The sequence below is a fragment of the Streptomyces sp. NPDC048361 genome (assembly GCF_040651795.1).
In the GTDB taxonomy this organism is placed as follows: Bacteria; Actinomycetota; Actinomycetes; order Streptomycetales; family Streptomycetaceae; genus Streptomyces.
In genome coordinates this window covers 21,115-41,125 of record NZ_JBEZKW010000027.1, presented here as the reverse complement: position 1 = coordinate 41,125, position 20,011 = coordinate 21,115, and the positions used below count along the sequence as shown (strand labels likewise).

Below are 20,011 nucleotides of genomic sequence, written 5' to 3'. Positions count from 1 at the left end.
TCACAACCTGCGCAGCCGCTCGGGCGGCAGGAGCGCGGTTCCCACGAGGTCGGTGTGCTGATGGCCGATGTGCACCTGGTGCAGCGTGTGCAGGGAACTCACGTCGAGCACCCCGGTGCAGCTGAGGAACGTCAGCCGGCGCAGCTCGGGCAGCTCGCGCAGGGCCGCAAGGCCCGACAACAGGTGACACGAGCTCAGCGTGAGAGAGATCAATCCCCGGTGGTGCACCAACTCGGCCAGGTCCAGGCCCGGATCGTCAAAGATCTGGAGATCGCGCAACCGGGCCAGTGCGGGTTGCCGTGCCAGCTCCCCGGACTGGCGCCCGCCCGTGATCACCAGACTGGTGAGTGGCCAGCGGTCCAGGCCGTCCAGGCCCATGTCCCGCGTACCCGGGAACAGGCCCAGGTGGCGCAGGTGCCGCGACGCGGGGATGTCGCCGACCTGGCGTGGCGCGCCGGGGGTGCCGAGGGTGAGCCGTTCCAAGCGGTCGACGTGGGCGAGTGGTGCCAGGGGGAGATCGGGCTCCAGCGAGAACAGGGAGAGGTCGCGCAGAAGGGGCAGGTCGCGCAGGGGAGTCAGATCCATGACGGCCGGACACCTCCCGATCCAGAGTCGTTGCAGCGTGGGCAGGCGGCGCAACGGAGCGAGATCGTCCACGACTCGGTTGGCGAGCAGGCTCAGGGACGTCGGATCCGGGTGGGTCAGGAGATCCTCCGAGAGGGGAAGGTCCCCCTCCAGGCTGATCAGCTTCAGATGGTGCAGCCGTGGCACCTCGGCCAGCTGCTCCGCACTGCGCACGGGGACATAGCTGGTCGTCCACGCCGGTGCGTCCGCCAACACCTCCTTCACGTATGTGCCGGTCTCGAACGAGCTCCATGCGACGCCCAGTTGGACGCGCACAGGCGGTCGTGCATCCCTCCGGAACCGCCGGATCACCCCCAGCGCCGCCTCCCCGCCAACCAGCCCGGCCGTCCGCACCACACACGCGGCCTCGTCCTCGGACAACCCCTCCGGCCCCGGCAGCAACTCAAGGACCAGCTGCCCCACCTTGGCCAGGGCCTCCGCCTCGTCCCAGGTGCGCGGCGGCATCAACTCCCGGGCCCTGGACTCGACATCGGCCCGCACTGCCGGGTCCAGCTCCGGGGCGTGCTCCAGGCAGGCCGCGGCCAGCAGGACCAAGCGGTGCCGGAGCCGCGGCGCATGGTCGGCGCGGCGGAGCAACTGCCTTAGCAGACGCGCGCGTTCGCCCACCCGCGCATGCCCAACCGCCATCCGCACGACGTCGTCCCACGTGTCGTCGTGGGCGTTGCGCACCAGGACGCCGAAGTCCCGTTCCTCGACGGCCGCCTTCGCTCCCAGGTAGTCCTGGAAGGTGCGGTGGACGAAGCCGACCGAGCCGGGCATCGGCTCGCGCAGCAGCCCGCTGCGGATGAGCAGGTGGGCGAAGACCTGGCCGGGCTCGCCCGTCACCTGCGGCATCGCGGCGAGCCACTCCGTCACCATCGAGGTGGCCTCGTCGCGGTCCGCCTCCGCGAGGCCGTTGCGGATCAGCCAGTACGCGAGCCGCTGGAGCAGAGCCGTCTGCTCGTCCCGGGTGAGGGTGACGCCCTCGACGCCGGTGATCTCCCGCTCGGTATCGCGGCGCACGAGCAGCATGTCGAGGGCGGCGTCGTACAACTCCTTGCGGGCGCGGGGGAGTTGCATGCGGCGGTCCCGGTTCAGGGCACAGAGCAGCGCGCACATCAGCGGGTTGGTGGCGAGCCGCCCCAGGTCGAGCCGGGAGGTGACCGCACTCAGGAGGGACGTCTCGTACGTATCGAGGCGGTCGCGCTCTTCGGGCGACGGGCAGGCGAGCCGCGCCGAATCGTGCCAGTGCGCCACGAACGCCCGCACGTCCTCCCGCTCCATCGGCAGGAGCGAGTGCGCGACGAAACCCCGGCCCGCCAGCCAGTCCTCGGACACCGCCGACGGCCGGGTCGTGACGACGTACCGGGCCTCGGGGAACGCCGTCACCAGCGACCTCAGCCACGCTTCGGTCCGGGCCCGCAACCGCAGGGGTACCTCGTCCACGCCGTCCACCAGGACCAGCGCCCGGCCCCCGGCCAGGAGCGACTCGGTCCAGCCGGGCGGGGGAGCGAACGGCACCCCGGTCGAACGCAGGAAGTCCTCCGGCACCGGCAGGGACTCGGCCGCGGTGAACGCCCGCAGGCGGAGCACGAAGGGAACGCACCTGTTCCAGTCGGCCAGTTCGGGCCCGAAGGTACGGCGGGCGGCGTTCAGTGCCAGCCACTGCACGAGCGTGGACTTTCCCGAGCCGGCCGCGCCGCGCAGGAGCAGCCGGTCGGTGCCGGCCAGCGCGTGCTCCACGCCCACCGTGGTGGACCTGCCGTCCGGCAGCCCCGCCGCCTGTCGCGGTTCGCCGCTGACCGCCAGGCTGATGTAGGCCGTGTCCAGCGGCCACTCGCCCGCAGAGCGGCCGAGAGTGAGGCCGAACAGTTCGAGGCGGCCGTGCGTCTCGGCCACGTACCGTGCGTACTGCTCCTCGAAGCCGAGCGCGACGGCCTCGCGGCGCGGGCCCACCCGGTCGCGTACGTCCTCGATCAGCTCCCGTGCCGAGGCCGCCGTCCTGGTCTGCTCCACCGCAGCGCGCGCCGCGAACGACGGATGCGCCGTGAGCTGCTCCAGGACGTGGGCGCAGCACAACGTGAGCAGCTCTTCATAGAGGGCCTCGCCGGGGCCCGGGTGCGGGCGGCGCAGCTCGGCGGCGAGGCGGTCCGGGTCCAGGCCCAGGGTGAAGAGGCGGTCCGCGTCGAGTGCGCCCGCCGCCGCGAAGCCGTCCCGCACCGCGTCGACGGCCGCCGTCCGCTCGTGTGCGGGGAGCGCGGCGTGCGCCTCCGCCAGGCGCCGCCCGAGGACCTTCGCCAGGCGGTCGGGGGAGGCCGGCTTCGGCAGGGGGCGCGGGGGCCGGGCCGCGAGGCCCGCACCCGGTCTCGGGGCCAGGACCGACTTCGCGACGGTCGAGACCACCGCGCTCGCGAGACGTGCGACCACAACTTCCATGCCTGGCACCGCAGTTGCCTCCCCCAGAGCGCACCGGTGCCGGAGATGGTACGCCCGGCCCCGGGTGCTCCATTGGCGGAACTCACCAAAGGTTGCTGACAACGTGTCTCGCATACTTGTCGGTAACAACATCTAGCCGGACCCGCCACCGCGCCCCTACGGTGCAGGCATGGAGCCGAACCTGCCCGATGTCGTGCTGTGGTCGATACCCGCTTTCGTGCTGCTCACCGTGGTCGAGATGGTGAGCTACCGCCTCCATCCGGACGAGGACTCCGCCGGGTACGAGACGAAGGACGCCGCCACCAGCGTCGGCATGGGGCTCGGCAGCCTGGTCTTCGACGCCTTGTGGAAGATTCCGATCGTCGCGATCTATACGGCGGTCTACGCCCTGACCCCGCTCAGCATTCCCGTGCTGTGGTGGACCGTGCCGCTGATGCTGCTGGGGCAGGACTTCTTCTACTACTGGTCGCACCGCGGCCACCACGTCATCCGGATCCTGTGGGCCTGCCATGTGGTGCACCACTCCAGCCGCAAGTTCAACCTCACCACCGCCCTGCGCCAGCCCTGGACGACCTGGACGGTGTGGCCCTTCTACGTGCCGCTCATCGCCCTCGGCGTCCACCCGGCGGTGCTGGCCTTCTGCTCGTCGGCCAACCTCGTCTACCAGTTCTGGGTCCACACCGAGCGGGTCGGCAAGCTGCCCCGGCCCTACGAGTTCGTGTTCAACACGCCCTCGCACCACCGCGTGCACCACGCCTCGCAGGGTGGCTACCTGGACCGCAACTTCGGCGGCATCCTGATCATCTGGGACCGGATGTTTGGCTCGTTCACCGCCGAGACGGAGCGGCCCGTGTTCGGGCTCACCAAGAACATCGCCACCTTCAACCCGCTGCGCGTCGCCACCCATGAGTACGCCGCCATCGCCCGCGACGTACGCGCCGCGACCAGCTGGCGCGAGCGGGCCGGCCGGGTATTCGGCGGGCCGGGCTGGCAGCCGCGGACCGCCGTGGCGACGGCGTCCGGGCCCGCCGTGGCGACGGCGTCCGGGCCCGCCGTGGCGACGGCGTCCGGGCCCGCCGTGGCGACGGCGTCCGGGCCCGCCGTGGCGACTGCGTCCGGGGCCGCAGGGGCCGTCGTCGAACCTGTCGCATCGTCGGCGGCAGAGCCCGCCGCCGGGCCCGCCGCCGGGCCCGCTCCCGTCGCGGAGCGCGCCGTATGACCCGAGCCGGTCGGGACGCCGTCCCGCTCGGACCGGCCCCGGCCTCGGAGCCGGCCCCCGGCGCCGACCCGCTCCCTGGTACGTCCGGCACCCCCGGCATGCGGCACGCCGCTGCGGCCACCCCGCTCCTCGTCGCCTTCGCGCTGGCCGGCGCCCTCGACCTCGGCTTACTCCTCGCCGGCTGGCACACCGGGCACCTGGTCACCAAGCCGCTCCTCATGCCGCTGCTCGCCGGGCACGTCTACGCCCGGGGTGGCCCGCGGCTGCTCATCGCCGCGCTTCTGTGCGGCTGGGGCGGCGACGTGTTCCTGCTCTCGGGCGCCGACGCCGCCTTCCTGCTCGGCATGGGCTGTTTCGCCGCCGGGCACGTCTGCTACCTCGTCCTGTTCGGGCGGGGCAGGACGCACGCGGGGCTGGGCGCCGCCTACGTGATCGCGCTGCTCGTCACCATCGCCGGGCTCTGGCCCGACCTGCCCGCCGGACTGCGCGTCCCCGTCGCCGGGTACAGCCTGTTGCTCACGGCGATGGCCTACCGCTCCTCGCGGCTCGGCCCGCTCGTCGGTGTCGGCGGCGCCCTGTTCCTGCTCTCCGACACCCTCATCGCCACCGGCGTCGCCGACTGGCCCCAGCTGCCGCGCCCCGACTTCTGGATCATGCTGACCTATCTCGGCGCCCAGGCACTTCTCGCACAGGCGTACCGTGAGGAGTCCCGAACACCCTCCTGACCGGCAAGGACCTGCACCATGCGCGCCACCGTCATCCACGCCCCCCACGACATCCGGGTGGAGGAGGTGCCGGACCCGAGGGTCCAGGTGGCCACCGACGCGGTCGTCCGTGTCCTGCGCGCCTGCATCTGCGGCAGCGACCTGTGGGCCTACCGCGGTGAGTCCGCGCGCAAGCCCGGGTGGGGGTCCCCCCTGGCCCTTTAGGCCTTGGGGGAGGATCGGCCACGAGTTCCTCGGCATCGTCGAGGAGGCCGGGTCCGAGGTACGGGGCCTCGCCAAGGGCGACCTGGTCGTCGCGCCCTTCGTCTGGTCCGACGGCACCTGCGACTACTGCTCCGAAGGCCTGACCACCTCCTGCCCGCAGGGCGGCTTCTGGGGTTCGGTCGGCTCCGACGGCGGCCAGGGCGAAGCCGTCCGCGTGCCGTTCGCCGACGGCACCCTCGTCAAGCTCCCGGCCGACGCGGCCTCCGACGACCACCTGCTCACCGCGCTGCTCGCGCTCTCCGACGTCATGGGCACCGGCCACCACGCGGCGATCGGCGCCGGCGTCAAGCGCGGCTCGACCGTCGCCGTCGTCGGTGACGGCGCCGTCGGCCTGTGCGGGGTGCTCGCCGCCAAGCGGCTCGGCGCCGAACGGATCATCGCGCTCGGACGCCACCAGGCACGTACCGACATCGCGAAGCTCTTCGGCGCCACCGACGTCGTCGCCGAGCGCGGCGAGGCCGCCGTGGACGCGGTGCGCGCGCTGACCCGCGGGCACGGCGCCCACGCCGTCATCGAGGCCGTCGGCACCGAGCAGTCCATGCGCACCGCCGTCGACATCACCCGCGACGGCGGCGCCATCGGCTACGTCGGAGTCCCGCACGGCAGCGGCACCGGCCTCGACCTCGGCGTCATGTTCGACCGCAACATCGCGCTGCACGGCGGCGTCGCCCCCGTGCGCACCTACATCCCCGAGCTGCTCGCCGACATCCTCGACGGCACCATCGACCCGTCCCCGGTCTTCGACCGCACGGTCGGCATCGAGGGCGTACCCGACGGCTACCGCGCGATGGACGACCGCACCGCGCTGAAGGTCCTCGTCAAGCCGTAACCGGCCGCGGCACGGCGAAGGGGGCCGACCGCACAGCGGCCGGCCCCCTCAACTCCCCTGCTACTTCACGGCGTTGAGGGCGTTGACGATGCCCGCCCCGTAGAAGCCGTTGTAGTACGTCCCGCCCTCGCAGACCGCGTCGGCCTTGCCGTCACCGTCGATGTCGTAGGGCGTGGTGCACGGTGTCCGGTCCGCCTGGAGCGCGAGCAGCGCCTTGATCGCGAACGCCGACGCGTGCGGATGCGTCGACTTCAGCAGGGCCGCCACGCCCACCACATGGGGCGTCGCCATCGACGTACCGGCCATGTACGCCCACGTCCCGCCGGGCACCGGGCCCAGGATCAGACCGCTGGTGGCCGGGGCCTGCGGCGGCTGGTACGCGGTCGAGTCGCCGCCCGGGGCCGCGACGTCGATCACGCCGAGACCGTAGTTCGAGAACGACGACTTGAGGCCCTTGGCTCCGGTCGCCGCGACGGTGACCACGCCCGGCAGCTGGGTCGGGATGTCCAGGCACTTCCGAGGGTCGATCACCCGGCTGCCCGGGGTGGTGTCGTTCGGGCTCGACGGGTCGGTGATCGAGGGGGATGTGAGGTCGTAGCTCTCGTTGCCGGCCGCCGCCACGTTGACCGTGCCCTTGGACTCGGCGTACTTCGACGCCCGCGTGACCGCTTCCACCAGCGCCTTCTGGTCGGGGTCGTTCGTGCAGTTGAAGTACCAGGGGTCGGTGTAATAGCTGTTGTTGGTGACGTCGATGTGGTGCTCGGCCGCCCACATGAAGCCGCAGACCACGGCCTCGGTGTAGAAGAAGCTGCCGCCCTGCGTCGACACCTTGATCGCCGCGATCTTCACCCCGGGCGCCACGCCGGTGATGCCCACGCCGTTCTTGGCGCCCGCGATCTCGCCCGCCACATGGGTGCCGTGCGGGGAGCCGCCGGTGGTGAACGGGCGCCAGGCGCCGTCCGTGGTGTCCGGCTTGCCGGTGATGCAGCTGACCGACTTGGAGCGGTCGAAGTTGGGCGCGATGTCGGGGTGGGTGTCGTCGACGCCCGTGTCGATCACGCCGACGGTCACCCTGGAGCTGCCCAGCGTCTTCTCGTGCGCCTTGTCCGCCTTGATCGCCTTCAGGTCCCACTGCAACGGCTCCAGGGGGTCCTCGCCGGGCGCCGCCTTGGCGGAGAGGGCCTTCAGCTGCTCGGCGGTGATGTTCTTGGGCGTGCCCACGTCGTCGGTGGACTGCGTGGGCAGCGGCGCGGTCCGGGTCGCACCCGCCGAATCGACCCCCCTGACCTGACGGATCGTCTTGGCGAAGTCCGCGTTGGCGGAGTGCACCACGAGGACGCCTATCCGGTCGTACGCCTGGAGGACCGAGCCGCCCGCCTGGGTGACCGCTCTCTGCACTCTGGCTGAATTCCCCTGCCCGGGGCGGACGTTGACGATATAGCTCAGCTCGGGCCCGGAGCTCTGCCCGGCCTTCGTGCTCGCCGAGGCGGGTCCGGCGGGACCGGCGGGTGCAGCTGTCGCCGTGCCGGGGAGCAGCGCGAGGGCGGCGGCGGTGGCCAGACCCGCCGATGCGGCGATGGCGCGGCGCGTACGGGAGATGTGCAACGTCATGGGGTCTCCATGGGGTTGGCGGAACTCTCGGTACGTACGGACGTGAGGAACGGCGGCCGGAGCCGCAGGGCCGCCACGGCCGGGACGGATTGAGCGTGAAGCTATCGCCGATCATCAGGGCGGATCAACGACTTCGGCCGAGTTCGCGCAGAAAGTCGTGTTGTCGACCAGGGCCCGCCCGGAACACGCCGCGCCGTGAGGGGCCCGCGCGGAACACGCCGCGCCGTGAGGGGCCCGCGCGGAACACGCCGCGCCGTGAACACGCCGCACCCGGCGGGAGAACGCGCCACGGAGAAAAAACGGCCGGGGTGAACCGAGACGCCCCGAGCCCCGTGCCGTTGTCAGGGGGACCGCATCAGCACCCCCACAGCGAGGACCCCGCCATGTCCGACCTATCCATGCCCGCCGCATCCGCACCGCGAGGAGAATCCGTGGCCACCGACGCGTCGCCCCCCGAAGCCGGGGCGGTCCCCCGCCCGGCGCAGCCCAGTACCGAGGCGTTCGTCTCGGAGCAGCAGAGCGCGGAATTCGGTGAACTCCGGCGCGCCCACCGGTCGTTCGCCTTTCCACTGACCGTCGCCTTCATCAGCTGGTACCTGCTGTACGTGCTGCTCTCCAACTACGCGGGCGGCCTCATGGGCACCAAGGTCGTCGGCAATATCAACGTGGCCTTCGTCTTCGGCCTCGCCCAGTTCCTGACCACCTTCCTCATCGCCTGGTTCTACTCGCGGCACGCAGCGGCGAAGCTCGACCCCAGGGCCGAGGTCATCAAGCACCGTATGGAGGCCGACGCATGAGCCCCGCCCTCATCCCCCTCGCCGCCTCCTCGACCACCGAGCACCGGCCGCTGATCATCACCCTCTTCGCGGTGTTCGTCGCCGCGACCCTCGCCATCACCGTATGGGCGGGCCGCCAGACCAAGAACGCCTCCGACTTCTACGCGGGCGGCCGCCAGTTCACCGCGTTCCAGAACGGCCTCGCGGTCTCCGGCGACTACATGTCCGCGGCGTCCTTCCTCGGCATCGCCGGAGCCATCGCCCTGTTCGGCTACGACGGCTTCCTCTACTCCATCGGCTTCCTCGTCGCCTGGCTGGTGGCGCTCCTCCTGGTCGCCGAGCCGCTGCGCAACTCCGGCCGCTACACGATGGGCGACGTGCTCGCCTACCGGATGCGCCAGCGCCCGGTCCGTACCGCCGCCGGCGCCTCCACCATCGTCGTGTCGATCTTCTACCTGCTGGCGCAGATGGCCGGCGCGGGCGTGCTCGTCTCGCTGCTCCTGGGCATCACCACCGACGCGGGCAAGATCCTCATCGTCGCCCTCGTCGGCGTCCTGATGATCGTGTACGTCACCATCGGCGGCATGAAGGGCACCACCTGGGTGCAGATGGTCAAGGCCGTCCTGCTGATCGCCGGGGCCATCCTCATGACCTTCCTGGTGCTGCTCAAGTTCCACTTCAACATCTCCGACCTGCTCGGCTCGGCCGCCGAGAAGAGCGGCAAGGGCTCGGCATTCCTGGAGCCCGGCCTGAAGTACGGCGTCAGCGGCACCTCCAAGCTCGACTTCCTCTCGCTCGGCATCGCCCTGGTGCTCGGTACCGCGGGCCTGCCGCACATCCTGATCCGCTTCTACACCGTGCCCAGCGCCAAGGCCGCGCGTAAGTCGGTGAACTGGGCGATCGGCATCATCGGCGCCTTCTACCTGATGACCATCGCGCTCGGCTTCGGCGCGGCGGCCCTGGTCGGGCCCGCCGCCATCAAGGCGCAGAACCCGGCGGGCAACACCGCGGCGCCCCAGCTCGCCGAGTATCTCGGCGGGGGCGTCGGCACCACGGGCGGCGCGACCCTGCTGGCGGTGATCTCGGCGGTCGCCTTCGCGACGATCCTCGCCGTCGTCGCGGGCCTCACCCTCGCCTCGTCGTCGTCCTTCGCGCACGACATCTACGCCAACGTCATCCGCAAGGGGAAGGCGACGGAGAAGGAGGAGATGCGGGCCGCGCGCTGGGCCACCGTCTTCATCGGCGCCGTCGCGATCCTGCTCGGCGCGTTCGCCCGCGACATGAACGTGGCCGGCCTGGTCGCGCTCGCCTTCGCCGTGGCCGCCTCCGCGAACCTGCCGACCATCCTCTACAGCCTGTTCTGGAAGCGCTTCACCACCCAGGGCGCCCTGTGGTCGATCTACGGCGGCCTCTTCAGCTCGGTGTTCCTGGTGCTGTTCTCGCCTGTCGTCTCCGGCAACCCGAAGACCTCGATGTTCAAGGGCGTCGACTTCCACTGGTTCCCGCTGGAGAACCCCGGCCTCATCTCGATCCCGCTGGGCTTCCTGCTCGGCTGGATCGGGTCGCTGCTCTCGAAGGAGGAGCCCGACCAGGGCAAGTACGCCGAGCTGGAGGTCAAGTCCCTCACCGGCGTCGGAGCCCACTGACGTACGACCGCACGGAGCGTGGCCGAGGCCGTGTCGTAGGGTCCTACGACACGGCCTCGCCGCACCTCGTGACAATCGGCCCCCGCAGTTGCCGCGCCTCTCGCGTAGGCTCGGGTGTATACACATCCGTGCGATGTCCGAGGAATCTTCGACGACGGGGGAGGGGGCCCACAGTGCTCATCGACACCTACGGCCGTGTGGCCACTGACCTGCGTGTCTCACTCACCGACCGGTGCAATCTGCGGTGCACGTACTGCATGCCGGAAGAGGGGCTGCAATGGCTCGCCAAGCCCGATCTGCTGACCGATGACGAAATCGTCCGGCTGATCCGCATCGCCGTCACCGACCTCGGCATCACCGAGGTCCGCTTCACCGGTGGCGAACCGCTGCTCCGGCCCGGCCTGGTCGGGATCGTCGAGCGCTGCGCCGCCCTGGAGCCGCGCCCCCAGATGTCGATCACCACCAACGGGATCGGCCTCAAGCGGACCGCCTCCGCCCTGAAGGCGGCGGGCCTGGACCGCGTCAACGTCTCCCTGGACACCCTGCGCCCCGAGGTGTTCAAGACCCTGACCCGCCGCGACCGCCACAAGGACGTCATCGAGGGCATGGACGCCGCCCGGGCCGCGGGCCTCACCCCGGTCAAGGTCAACGCCGTCCTGATGCCCGGCCTCAACGACGACGAAGCCCCCGACCTGCTGGCCTGGGCCGTCGAGCACGACTACGAGCTGCGCTTCATCGAGCAGATGCCCCTGGACGCGCAGCACGGCTGGAAGCGCGACGGCATGATCACCGCCGGCGACATCCTCCAGTCGCTGCGTACGCGCTTCACGCTCACCCCCGAGGGCGACGACGAGCGGGGCTCCGCGCCCGCCGAGCGCTGGGTGGTCGACGGCGGCCCGCACACCGTGGGCGTCATCGCCTCGGTGACCCGCCCGTTCTGCGGGGCCTGCGACCGCACCCGGCTCACCGCCGACGGCCAGGTCCGCACCTGCCTCTTCGCCCGCGAGGAGTCCGACCTGCGCGCGGCACTGCGCTCGGAAGCGGGCGACGACGAGATCGCCCGGCTGTGGAAGCTGGCGATGTGGGGCAAGAAGGCCGGATCGGGTCTGGACGACCCGTCCTTCCTGCAGCCCGAGCGCCCGATGTCAGCGATCGGCGGCTGAGCCGGCCGACTCCCACTCGGCGAGCGTCACCACATCCTTCAAGAAGCCCCGTACGCCCAGGAATTGGGAGAGGTGCTCGCGGTGCTCCTCGCACGCGAGCCATGTCTTGCGCCGCTCCGGCGTATGGATCTTGGGGTTGTTCCAGGCCAGGACCCAGACGGCGGCGGCACGGCAGCCCTTGGCGGAACAGATGGGGGTCTCGTCGCTGGTCTCGTCACTCACAGAGACATTGTGCGGCATACGGCCCCGGGAAATGGCGACGCCGAGCAGCCACGGGGGGAGCTGCCCGGCGTCGGTCCGTCGCTCCGACGGGGGATGCGGAGCGCCTACGAAGTATGTCATGGGGGACCCGGTGTGGTGCACCGGAACTTCATGATTGATCTGAGGTTTTCTTGAGCTTAGCGGACGGTGACGAATCAGCCCTGTTCGCGTGCGTGCGGTTCGTGGTCGCCGGCAGCGGGTCCTGGCGCGGAGTCCGCCGTGGATTGCGCGGGGCCGCCCGTCGGCGCCGTGCCGAGCGCCGGACGTGAGGGGGCGGGGATGAAGGTGGAGGGAAGTGAAGTCACGTTCTCCCGGCCCCCGTTGGCGAACACGACCGCCACATAGGGCAGCAGTGCGCCCAGCGCCAGCGTCACGATGGCGACGGGACGCTCGACGTTCCACAGCACCGCCGTCAGGATCACCGAGAGCGTGCGGATCGACATCGAGATCACGTAGCGGCGCTGCCGGCCCCGGACGTCCTCGTCGAGCGACCGGCGGGCTCCGGTGATCCGGAAGACCTGGCCGCTGCTCTGCTTCCGCATCACTTCCACCACCCGAATTCCACGGCGGGCTCTCCCCGGCCCGGACTGCTCTCACGGTACGCCGGGGGTGCGGCGCCTTCGAGACCGGGGCGGCTCTTACCTGTGCGGATGCCGCAGTACATGCCACGTACGGACGAGTCCGACATGCGCCGTACGGGGTACGGGCAGAGACTGGCTGAACCTGCTCACGTCGAGCCGTACTAGGAGGCAGCCATGGGCTGGTTGTGGGCCATCATCGTGGGATTCGTGCTCGGTCTCATCGCCAAGGCGATCATTCCCGGCAAGCAGCACAGTCCGCTCTGGCTGACCACCATCTTCGGCATCATCGGCGGCATCGTCGGCAACTCGATCGCCCGGGCCATCGGCATCGCCGAGACCAAGGGCATCGACTGGGGCCGGCACGGCCTCCAGATCGCGGCCGCCGTCGTGATCGTCTTCCTGGGAGACATGCTCTACATGGCGGTGCGGGGCAACAAGCAGAGAGCCTGACGGCACGCGTGAGGGGCGGTTCCGCACAGGAACCGCCCCCTCACGCACGCTCGCACCGCCCGGCTGCCCGCGGCAACCTGCTCCGGTCGGGCGTGCGGTCAGGCGCCGGTGAACTCCACGGCCGCCAGGTTCTTCTTGCCGCGGCGCAGCACCAGCCACCGCCCGTGCAGCAGCTCGTCGGCCGTGGCCACCGCGTCCTCGGCCGTCACCTTCACGTTGTTCACGTAGGCGCCGCCCTCCTTCACGGTGCGGCGGGCCGCCGACTTGCTGGCCACGAGGCCCACTTCGGCGAACAGGTCGGTGACCGGGCCGAGTTCGGCCACCTTCGCGTTCGGCAGCTCGGACAGGGCGGCGGCCAGCGTCGCCTCGTCCAGCTCCGTCAGCTCACCCTGGCCGAAGAGCGCCTTGGACGCGGCGGTCACCGCGGCCGTCTGCTCCGCGCCGTGCACCAGCGTGGTCAGCTCCTCGGCGAGCGCCCGCTGCGCGGCCCGCGCCTGCGGCCGCTCCTCGGTGAGCTTCTCCAGCTCCTCGATCTCCTCGCGGGACTTGAAGCTGAAGATCCGCAGGAACTTCGAGATGTCCCGGTCGTCGGCGTTGAGCCAGAACTGGAAGAAGGCGTACGGCGTGGTCCGCTCGGGGTCGAGCCAGACCGTGCCGGACTCCGTCTTGCCGAACTTGGTGCCGTCCGCCTTGGTGATCAGCGGCGTGGCGAGGGCGTGCACATCGGCGTCGGGCTCCACCCGGTGGATCAGGTCGGTGCCGGCCGTGAGGTTGCCCCACTGGTCGCTGCCGCCGGTCTGCAGCGTGCAGCCGTAGCGCCGGTTCAGCTCCAGGAAGTCCATGCCCTGGAGGATCTGGTAGCTGAACTCGGTGTAGCTGATGCCCGCGTCGGAGTTGAGCCGGCGCGAGACGGCCTCCTTCGCGATCATCTTGTTGACCCGGAAGTACTTGCCGATGTCCCGCAGGAAGTCGATCGCCGACAGGCCCGACGTCCAGTCCAGGTTGTTGACCATGGTCGCGGCGTACGGGCCCTCGAAGTCGAGGAACCGCTCGATCTGGCCGCGCAGCCGCTCGACCCAGCCCGCCACGACCTCCGGCGCGTTCAGAGTGCGCTCCGAGTTGGGCTTCGGGTCGCCGATGAGGCCGGTGGCCCCGCCGACCAGACCCAGCGGGCGGTTCCCCGCGAGCTGGATCCGGCGCATGGTGAGGATCTGCACCAGGTTGCCCAGGTGCAGGCTCGGCGCGGTCGGGTCGAAGCCGCAATAGAACGTGACGGGACCGTCCGCGAACGCCTTGCGCAATGCGTCCTCGTCAGTGGAGAGGGCGATCAGCCCACGCCACTGCAGTTCGTCGACGATGTCCGTCACGGGTCTCTTGTCTCCTTCGGAGGTGCTTGCTCAGACGTGCTTGTTCAGCCGTGCTGACGTGCTTACTGCCAGCACCGAGGTTATACGCCCCGGCTGACCGAGCTCATATTGAAGTCGGGGATGCGCAGCGCGGGCATCGCGGTGCGGGTGAAGTAGTCGCTCCACTCCCTGGGCAGGGTCTTTCCGGTGCGCCCCGCCTCGGTGGCCCGCGACAGGAGGTCCACCGGCGACTCGTTGAACCGGAAGTTGTTGACCTCGCCGACCACCTCGCCGTTCTCGACGAGGTACACGCCGTCGCGGGTCAGACCGGTCAGGAGCAGCGTCGCCGGGTCCACCTCGCGGATGTACCACAGGCACGTGAGGAGCAGACCGCGCTCGGTGGCGGCGACCATCTCGTCCAGGGACCGCTCACCGCCGCCGTCCAGGATGAGGTTCCCGGCGGAGGGCGCGAGGGGCAGTCCGGTGAGCGCGGCGCTGTGCCGGGTGGTGACGAGGTTCTCCAGGCGGCCCTCGCGGATCCAGTCGGTCGCTGCGACGGGAAGACCGTTGTCGAACACCGACTCCGTGTCGCCCGACGCGTGCGCCACCGTGAACGGCGCGTACTCCAGGCCCGGCTCGTGCGGGTCGCTGCGCAGCGAGAGCGGCAGCCGGGCCAGGGTCTCGCCGACACGGGTGCCGCCGCCCTGCTTGGAGAAGACGGTCCGGCCCTCGGCGGCGTCCCGGGCCGCGGCCGACCAGATCTGGTAGATCAGCAGATCGGCCACCGCGGTCGGCGGCAGCAGCGTCTCGTACCGCCCGGCGGGCAGCTCGACGCGGCGCTCGGCCCAGCCGAGCCGGCGGGTGAGCTCGTCGTCGAGGGCGCCCGGATCGACATCCTTGAAGTCCGCGGTCGCCCGCCCCGCCCAGGCCGAACGGCCCGGGCCCCCGGCGATGGCCGCGGCCTTCGCGTTGAGCTCCAGGGTGCCGGTGGGCTGGTCGTGGCGGAGTCGCAGGCCCGTGGACGTACCGAGGTAGGTGCTGGTCAGCTCGTGGCTGGCGAACCCGTACAGCTCGCGGCCGCCCGCCTTGGCGCGGGCGAAGGCCTCGCCGAGCGCGGGCGCGAAGTCGGCGAACACCGCGGAGGTCGTCTCGGCCGGGGCCTCGGTGAAATCGGCCGCCACCGGAACACCGGTGACCAGCGGCTGGGCGTCCTCGGACGGCCCGGCGGAGCGCGCGGCCGCCTCCGCGGCCCGTACCAGCGGCTCCAGGTCGGCGGCGGTGACGGCCGAGCGCGACACGACGCCGGACGCGGTGCCCTCGGCGCCGTCGACCGTCGCGATCACGGTCAGCGTCCGTCCGCGGGTGACGCCGTTGGTGGTGAGCGCGTTGCCGGCCCACCGAAGATTGGCCGAGGAGTGCTCGTCGGCGATGACGACACAGCCGTCGGCGGTGGAGAGCTCCAGGGCACGCTCGACGATCTCGTGCGGCTTGACGGTCGTACGGGGACTCATCGACCCGCCTCCTGAGCAGTATTGAGGATGTTGACGCCGCGGAACAGGGCGGAGGGGCAGCCGTGGGAGACCGCGGCGATCTGGCCCGGCTGGGCCTTGCCGCAGTTGAAGGCGCCGCCCAGGACATAGGTCTGGGGGCCGCCGACCATCTCCATGGAGCCCCAGAAGTCGGTGGTGGTCGCCTGGTAGGCGACGTCACGGAGCTGACCGGCCAGGCGACCGTTCTCGATGCGGAAGAAGCGCTGCCCGGTGAACTGGAAGTTGTAGCGCTGCATGTCGATCGACCACGAGCGGTCGCCGACCACGTAGATGCCGCGCTCGACCCCGCCGATCAGGTCCTCCGTGGAGAGCCCGCCCGGCTCCGGCGCGAGCGACACGTTCGCCATCCGCTGCACGGGGACGTGCGCGGGGGAGTCGGCGAAAGCGCAGCCGTTGGAGCGGCCGAGGCCGGTCAACTTCGCGATGCGGCGGTCGAGTTGGTAGCCGACGAGGGTGCCGTCCTTCACCAGGTCCCAGGACTGCGCCTCGACGCCCTCGTCGTCGTAGCCGATGGTGGCGAGCCCGTGCTCGGCGGTGCGGTCGCCGGTCACGTTCATCACCCGCGAGCCGTACGCCAGCTTGCCCAGCTGGTCGAAGGTGGCGAACGAGGTGCCCGCGTACGCCGCCTCGTAGCCGAGCGCCCGGTCGAGCTCGGTGGCGTGGCCGATCGACTCGTGGATGGTCAGCCACAGGTTGGACGGGTCCACCACGAGGTCGTAGCGGCCGCTCTCCACGGCCGGCGCCCGCATCTTCTCGGCCAGCAGCGACGGGATCTGCGCGAGCTCCGACTCCCAGTCCCAGCCGGTGCCCGTCAGGTACTCCCAGCCGCGCCCGGCCGGCGGCGCCAGCGTGCGCATCGAGTCGAACTCGCCGCTCGCACGGTCCACGGCGATCGCGGTGAGCTCCGGATGCACCCGCACCCGCTGCTGCGTGGTGACGGTGCCCGCCGTGTCCGCGTAGAACTTGTTCTCGTGCACCGTGAGCAGCGAGGCGTCCACGTGCTCCACGCCGTCGGCGCGCAGCAGCCGCGCGCTCCAGTCGGCGAGCAGCGCGCTCTGCTCCTCGTCCGCCACCGTGAACGGGTCGATCTCGTAGGAGGAGATCCAGGTCTTGTCGGCGTGCACCGGCTCGTCGGCGAGCTCGACCCGCTCGCTCGACCCGGCGGCCGCGATGACCTGCGCGGACAGCTTGGCCATGGCCACGGCGGCGGAGGCCACCTTGGCGGCCGCGTCCATCGTCAGATCGACCCCGGAGGCGAACCCCCACGCCCCGCCGTGCACGACACGGACCGCGTAGCCGAGATCGGTGGTGTCTGAGGAACCGGCGGGCCGCGCGTCCCGCAGCCGGCGGGACGCGCTGCGCACCCGCTCGAAACGGAAGTCCGCGTGATCGGCGCCGAGGGCGCGGGCCCGGGCGAGTGCCGCGTCGGCGAGGGCCCGCAGCGGTAGCGCCGTGAAGGCCTGGTCGATGGAATGGGTCCCAGATGGCACAGCTGTCTCCCTGTCGTATGAGACCGGTCGCCCCGATCATGTCGCGCCCAGGGGCTCCCTGACTACGCCCTTTCTGTAGAGACCCGACAGCGCTCGTTCCATGCCACTGTCAGGGCTCGATTCCTCTTAAGTGGGGCGGTACCGATAGTTTGCGGGAGTACGAATCCGCCTATCGAAAGGGTGATCCGTTGAGCCGCTCGGTTCTCGTCACCGGAGGTAACCGGGGCATCGGCCTCGCCATCGCCCGCGCTTTTGCCGAGAGCGGCGACAAGGTCGCGATCACGTACCGCTCCGGAGAGCCGCCGGCCGCGCTCGCCGAACTGGGCTGTCTGGCCGTCCGGTGTGACATCACCGACGCCGAGCAAGTGGAGCAGGCCTACAAGGAGATCGAGGAGAAGCACGGCCCGGTCGAGGTTCTGGTCGCCAACGCGGGCATCACCAAGGACCAGCTCCTGATGCGGATGTCCGAGGACGACTTCACCTCCGTGCTCGACACCAACCTCACCGGCACCTTCCGTGTGGTCAAGCGCGCCAACCGCGCCATGCTCCGCGCGAAGAAGGGCCGCGTGGTGCTGATCTCCTCGGTCGTCGGTCTGCTCGGCTCGGCCGGCCAGGCCAACTACGCCGCCTCCAAGGCCGGCCTGGTGGGCTTCGCCCGCTCGCTGGCGCGTGAGCTCGGCTCCCGGAACATCACTTTCAACGTCGTCGCACCCGGTTTCGTCGACACCGACATGACCAAGGTGCTCACCGAGGAGCAGCGCACGGGCATCGTGGCCCAGGTGCCGCTGGGCCGCTACGCGCAGCCCGAGGAGATCGCCGCCGCGGTGAAGTTCCTCGCCTCCGACGACGCGTCGTACATCACTGGAGCCGTCATCCCCGTTGACGGCGGATTGGGCATGGGTCACTGATCACATGAGCGGAATTCTCGACGGCAAGCGCATCCTCATCACGGGTGTGCTGATGGAGTCCTCCATCGCCTTCCACGCGGCCAAGGTCGCACAGGAGCAGGGCGCGGAGATCATCCTCACCGCTTTCCCGCGGCCCACCCTGACCGAGCGCATCGCCAAGAAGCTCCCCAAGCCGGCCAAGGTCATCGAGCTCGACGTGACCAACCAGGAGCACCTCGACCGCCTCGCCGGCCTGGTCAAGGACGAGCTCGGCGGCCTCGACGGCATCGTCCACTCGATCGGCTTCGCGCCGCAGGGCGCCTTCAACTTCCTTGAGGCGAGCTTCGAGGACGTCGCGACCGCGATGCACGTCTCGGCGTTCTCCCTGAAGTCGCTCACCATGGCCTGCAAGCCGCTGATGCCGAACGGCGGCTCCGTCGTCGGTCTCACCTTCGACGCGCAGTTCGCCTGGCCGAAGTACGACTGGATGGGCCCGGCCAAGGCGGCCCTCGAAGCCACCTCCCGCTACCTCGCCCGCGACCTGGGCAAGGAGAACTTCCGCTGCAACCTCATCTCGGCGGGGCCGATCGGTTCGATGGCTGCCAAGTCCATCCCGGGCTTCGCGGACCTGGCCGACGTGTGGAACACCCGCTCCCCGCTGGAGTGGGACATGGCCGACCCTGAGCCGGCGGGCCTCGGCATCGCCGCGCTGCTCTCGGACTTCTTCCCGAAGACCACCGGCGAGATCATCCACGTCGACGGCGGCGTGCACATGATGGGCGCGTAACACCGGAACGCCCCACGGCGGCCGCCCACCGACCCGTTCGGTGGGCGGCCGCCGTGCGTGCGGCGCCACGTGACCGCAGACTGATCGAGACGGACGGACCGGGCAGTCGAGCGGGGAGGAGGTGGCGCGGTGTCGCGCCCCCTGCGTGTCACGGAGCGCCGGGCACTGGCCCTGCTCTTCCTGCTGCTCGTCACGGCGGCCGGTCTCGCCGCGCCTTCGGTGGTGCGCGCCGCGACCGCCCCCGAGACCGCGCCCGCGGCGCCGGAGCCCGAACCGTTCGGCGCCGCATGCCGAACCTCGGTGCAGGGCTCGCACGCCATCGCGTACTGCCACAACCCCTACCCGGACGTCGACCGGGTGCGGCTGCACACCGACTGCGCGATGTGGTGGGACCTGGACGCGGACGCGGCGCCGGTGGACGTGGCCCCGGGCCAGACCGTACGGCTCACCGACCGGTGCTGGAAGGGCGTCGGCGCGGTGTGGGTGACCCACCAGAAGGCGCGCTGAGCCGAGGCCGCGGCGGCGGGTGCCGGGCGGCCCCTGCTCAGCGGCCGGCGAGCCGCTCCGGCAGGCAGATGAACGCGTGGGCCGCGGCCTCGGACGCGGCGGTCTCCGCGTCGCCCGCCCGGATGGCGTCGACCATGCGGCTGTGATCCATGTGGTGCTCCGGACTCATGTCGAGGGCGACGTCGTCCCGCAGCCAGTCGCGCAGCAGATGGCCGAGGTCCGCGTACAGCTCGGTCAGTACGTCGTTGTGCGAGGCGGCGACGACTGCCAGGTGGAGCGTGGCGTCGGCCGCGACGAAGGCCTCCCGGTCGCCCGAGGCCCAGGCCTCCTCCCGCCGCTCCAACAGTGTGTCCAGCTGCTTGAGTTCGCGCTCGGTGCGCCGCTCCGCGGCCAGCTTCGCCGCCGACGACTCCAGCGTGGAGCGCAGCTCGGCCACATGGCGCGGGTCCGCGCCGGCGAACCGGCGGTGCATCACCCCGGCCAGCTCGCTCGTCGCCACGACATAGGTGCCCGAGCCCTGCCGGATGTCGAGCAGACCGTTGTGGGCCAGGGCGCGAACGGCCTCGCGGACGGTGTTGCGCGCCACCCCGAGCTGCTCGACCAGCTCGGGCTCGGTCGGGATGCGCGACCCCACCGCCCACTCGCCCGAGGTGATCTGGTTACGCAGCTGCGCGATCACCTGGTCGACGAGGGCGGACCGCCGGGGAGAGCTCAGCGTCATGGTGCTCCTGTCCGAGAAGGGCTGTTGAGGAGGAGGGCTGTGCGGAGGAGGGCTGTGCGGAGGAGGGCGCGAGGAGGAGGGCTGTAAGGTCCGAGCGAGGTACTGCAGGCGATTGGACAACCAATCATCCCATGATTC

Annotated in this window: 17 protein-coding genes and 1 pseudogene; 10 read left to right on the top strand and 8 right to left on the bottom strand. The window is 70.9% G+C overall.

Translation table 11 applies throughout. The features are described from left to right. Entirely contained in the window at nucleotides 1–3,060 is a 3,060-nt protein-coding gene (locus AB0D31_RS17505; RefSeq protein WP_362723382.1) for an NACHT domain-containing protein, read from the bottom strand. A 169-nt stretch (nucleotides 3,061–3,229) separates the two neighbouring features. Here AB0D31_RS17505 and AB0D31_RS17500 point away from each other — a divergent pair, with 169 nt between their 5' ends. The 3 genes and pseudogenes from AB0D31_RS17500 to AB0D31_RS17490 all read left to right on the top strand — a co-directional run bounded on the left by AB0D31_RS17500 (nucleotide 3,230) and on the right by AB0D31_RS17490 (nucleotide 6,097). Beyond that, nucleotides 3,230–4,279 (top strand): sterol desaturase family protein, encoded by a 1,050-nt coding sequence (locus AB0D31_RS17500; protein WP_362723379.1) that lies wholly within the window; start codon nucleotides 3,230–3,232, stop codon nucleotides 4,277–4,279. 98 nt (nucleotides 4,280–4,377) lie between these two features. After that, nucleotides 4,378–5,004 carry a lysoplasmalogenase gene (locus AB0D31_RS17495; RefSeq protein WP_362723513.1) on the top strand — a complete coding sequence of 209 codons (627 nt, stop codon included), beginning with the start codon at nucleotides 4,378–4,380 and terminating at the stop codon, nucleotides 5,002–5,004. Nucleotides 5,005–5,022: 18 nt separating this feature from the next. Beyond that, nucleotides 5,023–6,097: pseudogene (locus AB0D31_RS17490) on the top strand (zinc-dependent alcohol dehydrogenase family protein). A 60-nt stretch (nucleotides 6,098–6,157) separates the two neighbouring features. On the opposite strand, the gene AB0D31_RS17485 reads toward AB0D31_RS17490, so the two are convergent. After that, nucleotides 6,158–7,708 carry a S8 family serine peptidase gene (locus AB0D31_RS17485; protein WP_362723376.1) on the bottom strand — a complete coding sequence of 517 codons (1,551 nt, stop codon included), beginning with the start codon at nucleotides 7,706–7,708 and terminating at the stop codon, nucleotides 6,158–6,160. Nucleotides 7,709–8,139: 431 nt separating this feature from the next. On the opposite strand from AB0D31_RS17485, the gene AB0D31_RS17480 reads away from it, so the two are divergent. The 3 genes from AB0D31_RS17480 (at nucleotide 8,140) to moaA (ending at nucleotide 11,293) form a co-directional block, all read left to right on the top strand. Beyond that, nucleotides 8,140–8,505, top strand: a complete 366-nt coding sequence (locus AB0D31_RS17480; RefSeq protein WP_362723373.1) for a DUF485 domain-containing protein — start codon at nucleotides 8,140–8,142, stop codon at nucleotides 8,503–8,505. Beyond that, nucleotides 8,502–10,130, top strand: a complete 1,629-nt coding sequence (locus AB0D31_RS17475) for a cation acetate symporter (RefSeq protein WP_362723370.1) — start codon at nucleotides 8,502–8,504, stop codon at nucleotides 10,128–10,130. The genes AB0D31_RS17480 and AB0D31_RS17475 overlap by 4 nt, the downstream gene beginning before the upstream one ends. 173 nt (nucleotides 10,131–10,303) lie before the next feature. Then, complete coding sequence (gene moaA, locus AB0D31_RS17470) at nucleotides 10,304–11,293, top strand: GTP 3',8-cyclase MoaA (RefSeq protein WP_362723367.1); 990 nt, start codon at nucleotides 10,304–10,306, stop codon at nucleotides 11,291–11,293. Here the strand turns inward: moaA and AB0D31_RS17465 are convergent. Next, the gene (locus AB0D31_RS17465) at nucleotides 11,276–11,515 is read right to left on the bottom strand and encodes a hypothetical protein (protein WP_362723365.1); all 240 of its coding nucleotides are present in this window, start codon (nucleotides 11,513–11,515) and stop codon (nucleotides 11,276–11,278) included. The genes moaA and AB0D31_RS17465 overlap by 18 nt on opposite strands. A gap of 194 nt (nucleotides 11,516–11,709) precedes the next feature. After that, on the bottom strand, nucleotides 11,710–12,096 hold the full coding sequence (locus AB0D31_RS17460; RefSeq protein ID WP_362723363.1) for a DUF3099 domain-containing protein: 387 nt from the start codon (nucleotides 12,094–12,096) through the stop codon (nucleotides 11,710–11,712). Nucleotides 12,097–12,309: 213 nt separating this feature from the next. On the opposite strand from AB0D31_RS17460, the gene AB0D31_RS17455 reads away from it, so the two are divergent. After that, nucleotides 12,310–12,585: a GlsB/YeaQ/YmgE family stress response membrane protein gene (locus AB0D31_RS17455; RefSeq protein WP_362723360.1), complete on the top strand. Its 276-nt coding sequence runs from the start codon at nucleotides 12,310–12,312 to the stop codon at nucleotides 12,583–12,585. A gap of 98 nt (nucleotides 12,586–12,683) precedes the next feature. On the opposite strand, the gene tyrS is transcribed toward AB0D31_RS17455, so the two are convergent. The 3 genes from tyrS to AB0D31_RS17440 all read right to left on the bottom strand — a co-directional run bounded on the left by tyrS (nucleotide 12,684) and on the right by AB0D31_RS17440 (nucleotide 16,971). Continuing rightward, nucleotides 12,684–13,952, bottom strand: a complete 1,269-nt coding sequence (gene tyrS / locus AB0D31_RS17450; RefSeq protein WP_362723358.1) for a tyrosine--tRNA ligase — start codon at nucleotides 13,950–13,952, stop codon at nucleotides 12,684–12,686. An 80-nt stretch (nucleotides 13,953–14,032) separates the two neighbouring features. Then, nucleotides 14,033–15,442 (bottom strand): metallopeptidase TldD-related protein, encoded by a 1,410-nt coding sequence (locus AB0D31_RS17445; protein ID WP_362723355.1) that lies wholly within the window; start codon nucleotides 15,440–15,442, stop codon nucleotides 14,033–14,035. Beyond that, nucleotides 15,439–16,971 carry a TldD/PmbA family protein gene (locus tag AB0D31_RS17440; RefSeq protein ID WP_362723352.1) on the bottom strand — a complete coding sequence of 511 codons (1,533 nt, stop codon included), beginning with the start codon at nucleotides 16,969–16,971 and terminating at the stop codon, nucleotides 15,439–15,441. The genes AB0D31_RS17445 and AB0D31_RS17440 overlap by 4 nt, the downstream gene beginning before the upstream one ends. 188 nt (nucleotides 16,972–17,159) lie before the next feature. Here AB0D31_RS17440 and fabG point away from each other — a divergent pair, with 188 nt between their 5' ends. The 3 genes from fabG to AB0D31_RS17425 all read left to right on the top strand — a co-directional run bounded on the left by fabG (nucleotide 17,160) and on the right by AB0D31_RS17425 (nucleotide 19,152). After that, on the top strand, nucleotides 17,160–17,879 hold the full coding sequence (fabG, locus tag AB0D31_RS17435) for a 3-oxoacyl-[acyl-carrier-protein] reductase (RefSeq protein WP_362723349.1): 720 nt from the start codon (nucleotides 17,160–17,162) through the stop codon (nucleotides 17,877–17,879). Nucleotides 17,880–17,883: 4 nt separating this feature from the next. Continuing rightward, on the top strand, nucleotides 17,884–18,645 hold the full coding sequence (fabI, locus tag AB0D31_RS17430) for an enoyl-ACP reductase FabI (RefSeq protein ID WP_362723347.1): 762 nt from the start codon (nucleotides 17,884–17,886) through the stop codon (nucleotides 18,643–18,645). Between the two features lie 129 nt (nucleotides 18,646–18,774). Continuing rightward, on the top strand, nucleotides 18,775–19,152 hold the full coding sequence (locus AB0D31_RS17425; RefSeq protein WP_362723344.1) for a hypothetical protein: 378 nt from the start codon (nucleotides 18,775–18,777) through the stop codon (nucleotides 19,150–19,152). 37 nt (nucleotides 19,153–19,189) lie between these two features. Here the strand turns inward: AB0D31_RS17425 and AB0D31_RS17420 are convergent, their stop codons facing one another. Continuing rightward, nucleotides 19,190–19,873, bottom strand: coding sequence for a FadR/GntR family transcriptional regulator (locus AB0D31_RS17420; protein WP_362723341.1), 684 nt, complete (start codon nucleotides 19,871–19,873; stop codon nucleotides 19,190–19,192). Between the last annotated feature and the right edge of the window lie 138 nt (nucleotides 19,874–20,011).

What these genes read in the sequence shown, in the direction of transcription:
- fabI (WP_362723347.1), top strand. Translation starts at nt 17,884, where the DNA reads ATGAGCGGAATTCTCGACGGCAAGCGCATCCTCATCACGGGTGTGCTG.
- AB0D31_RS17495 (WP_362723513.1), top strand. Translation starts at nt 4,378, where the DNA reads ATGCGGCACGCCGCTGCGGCCACCCCGCTCCTCGTCGCCTTCGCGCTG.
- AB0D31_RS17460 (WP_362723363.1), bottom strand. Translation starts at nt 12,096, where the DNA reads ATGCGGAAGCAGAGCAGCGGCCAGGTCTTCCGGATCACCGGAGCCCGC.
- AB0D31_RS17485 (WP_362723376.1), bottom strand. Translation starts at nt 7,708, where the DNA reads ATGACGTTGCACATCTCCCGTACGCGCCGCGCCATCGCCGCATCGGCG.
- AB0D31_RS17420 (WP_362723341.1), bottom strand. Translation starts at nt 19,873, where the DNA reads ATGACGCTGAGCTCTCCCCGGCGGTCCGCCCTCGTCGACCAGGTGATC.
- AB0D31_RS17445 (WP_362723355.1), bottom strand. Translation starts at nt 15,442, where the DNA reads ATGAGTCCCCGTACGACCGTCAAGCCGCACGAGATCGTCGAGCGTGCC.
- AB0D31_RS17455 (WP_362723360.1), top strand. Translation starts at nt 12,310, where the DNA reads ATGGGCTGGTTGTGGGCCATCATCGTGGGATTCGTGCTCGGTCTCATC.
- AB0D31_RS17475 (WP_362723370.1), top strand. Translation starts at nt 8,502, where the DNA reads ATGAGCCCCGCCCTCATCCCCCTCGCCGCCTCCTCGACCACCGAGCAC.
- AB0D31_RS17505 (WP_362723382.1), bottom strand. Translation starts at nt 3,060, where the DNA reads ATGGAAGTTGTGGTCGCACGTCTCGCGAGCGCGGTGGTCTCGACCGTC.
- AB0D31_RS17500 (WP_362723379.1), top strand. Translation starts at nt 3,230, where the DNA reads ATGGAGCCGAACCTGCCCGATGTCGTGCTGTGGTCGATACCCGCTTTC.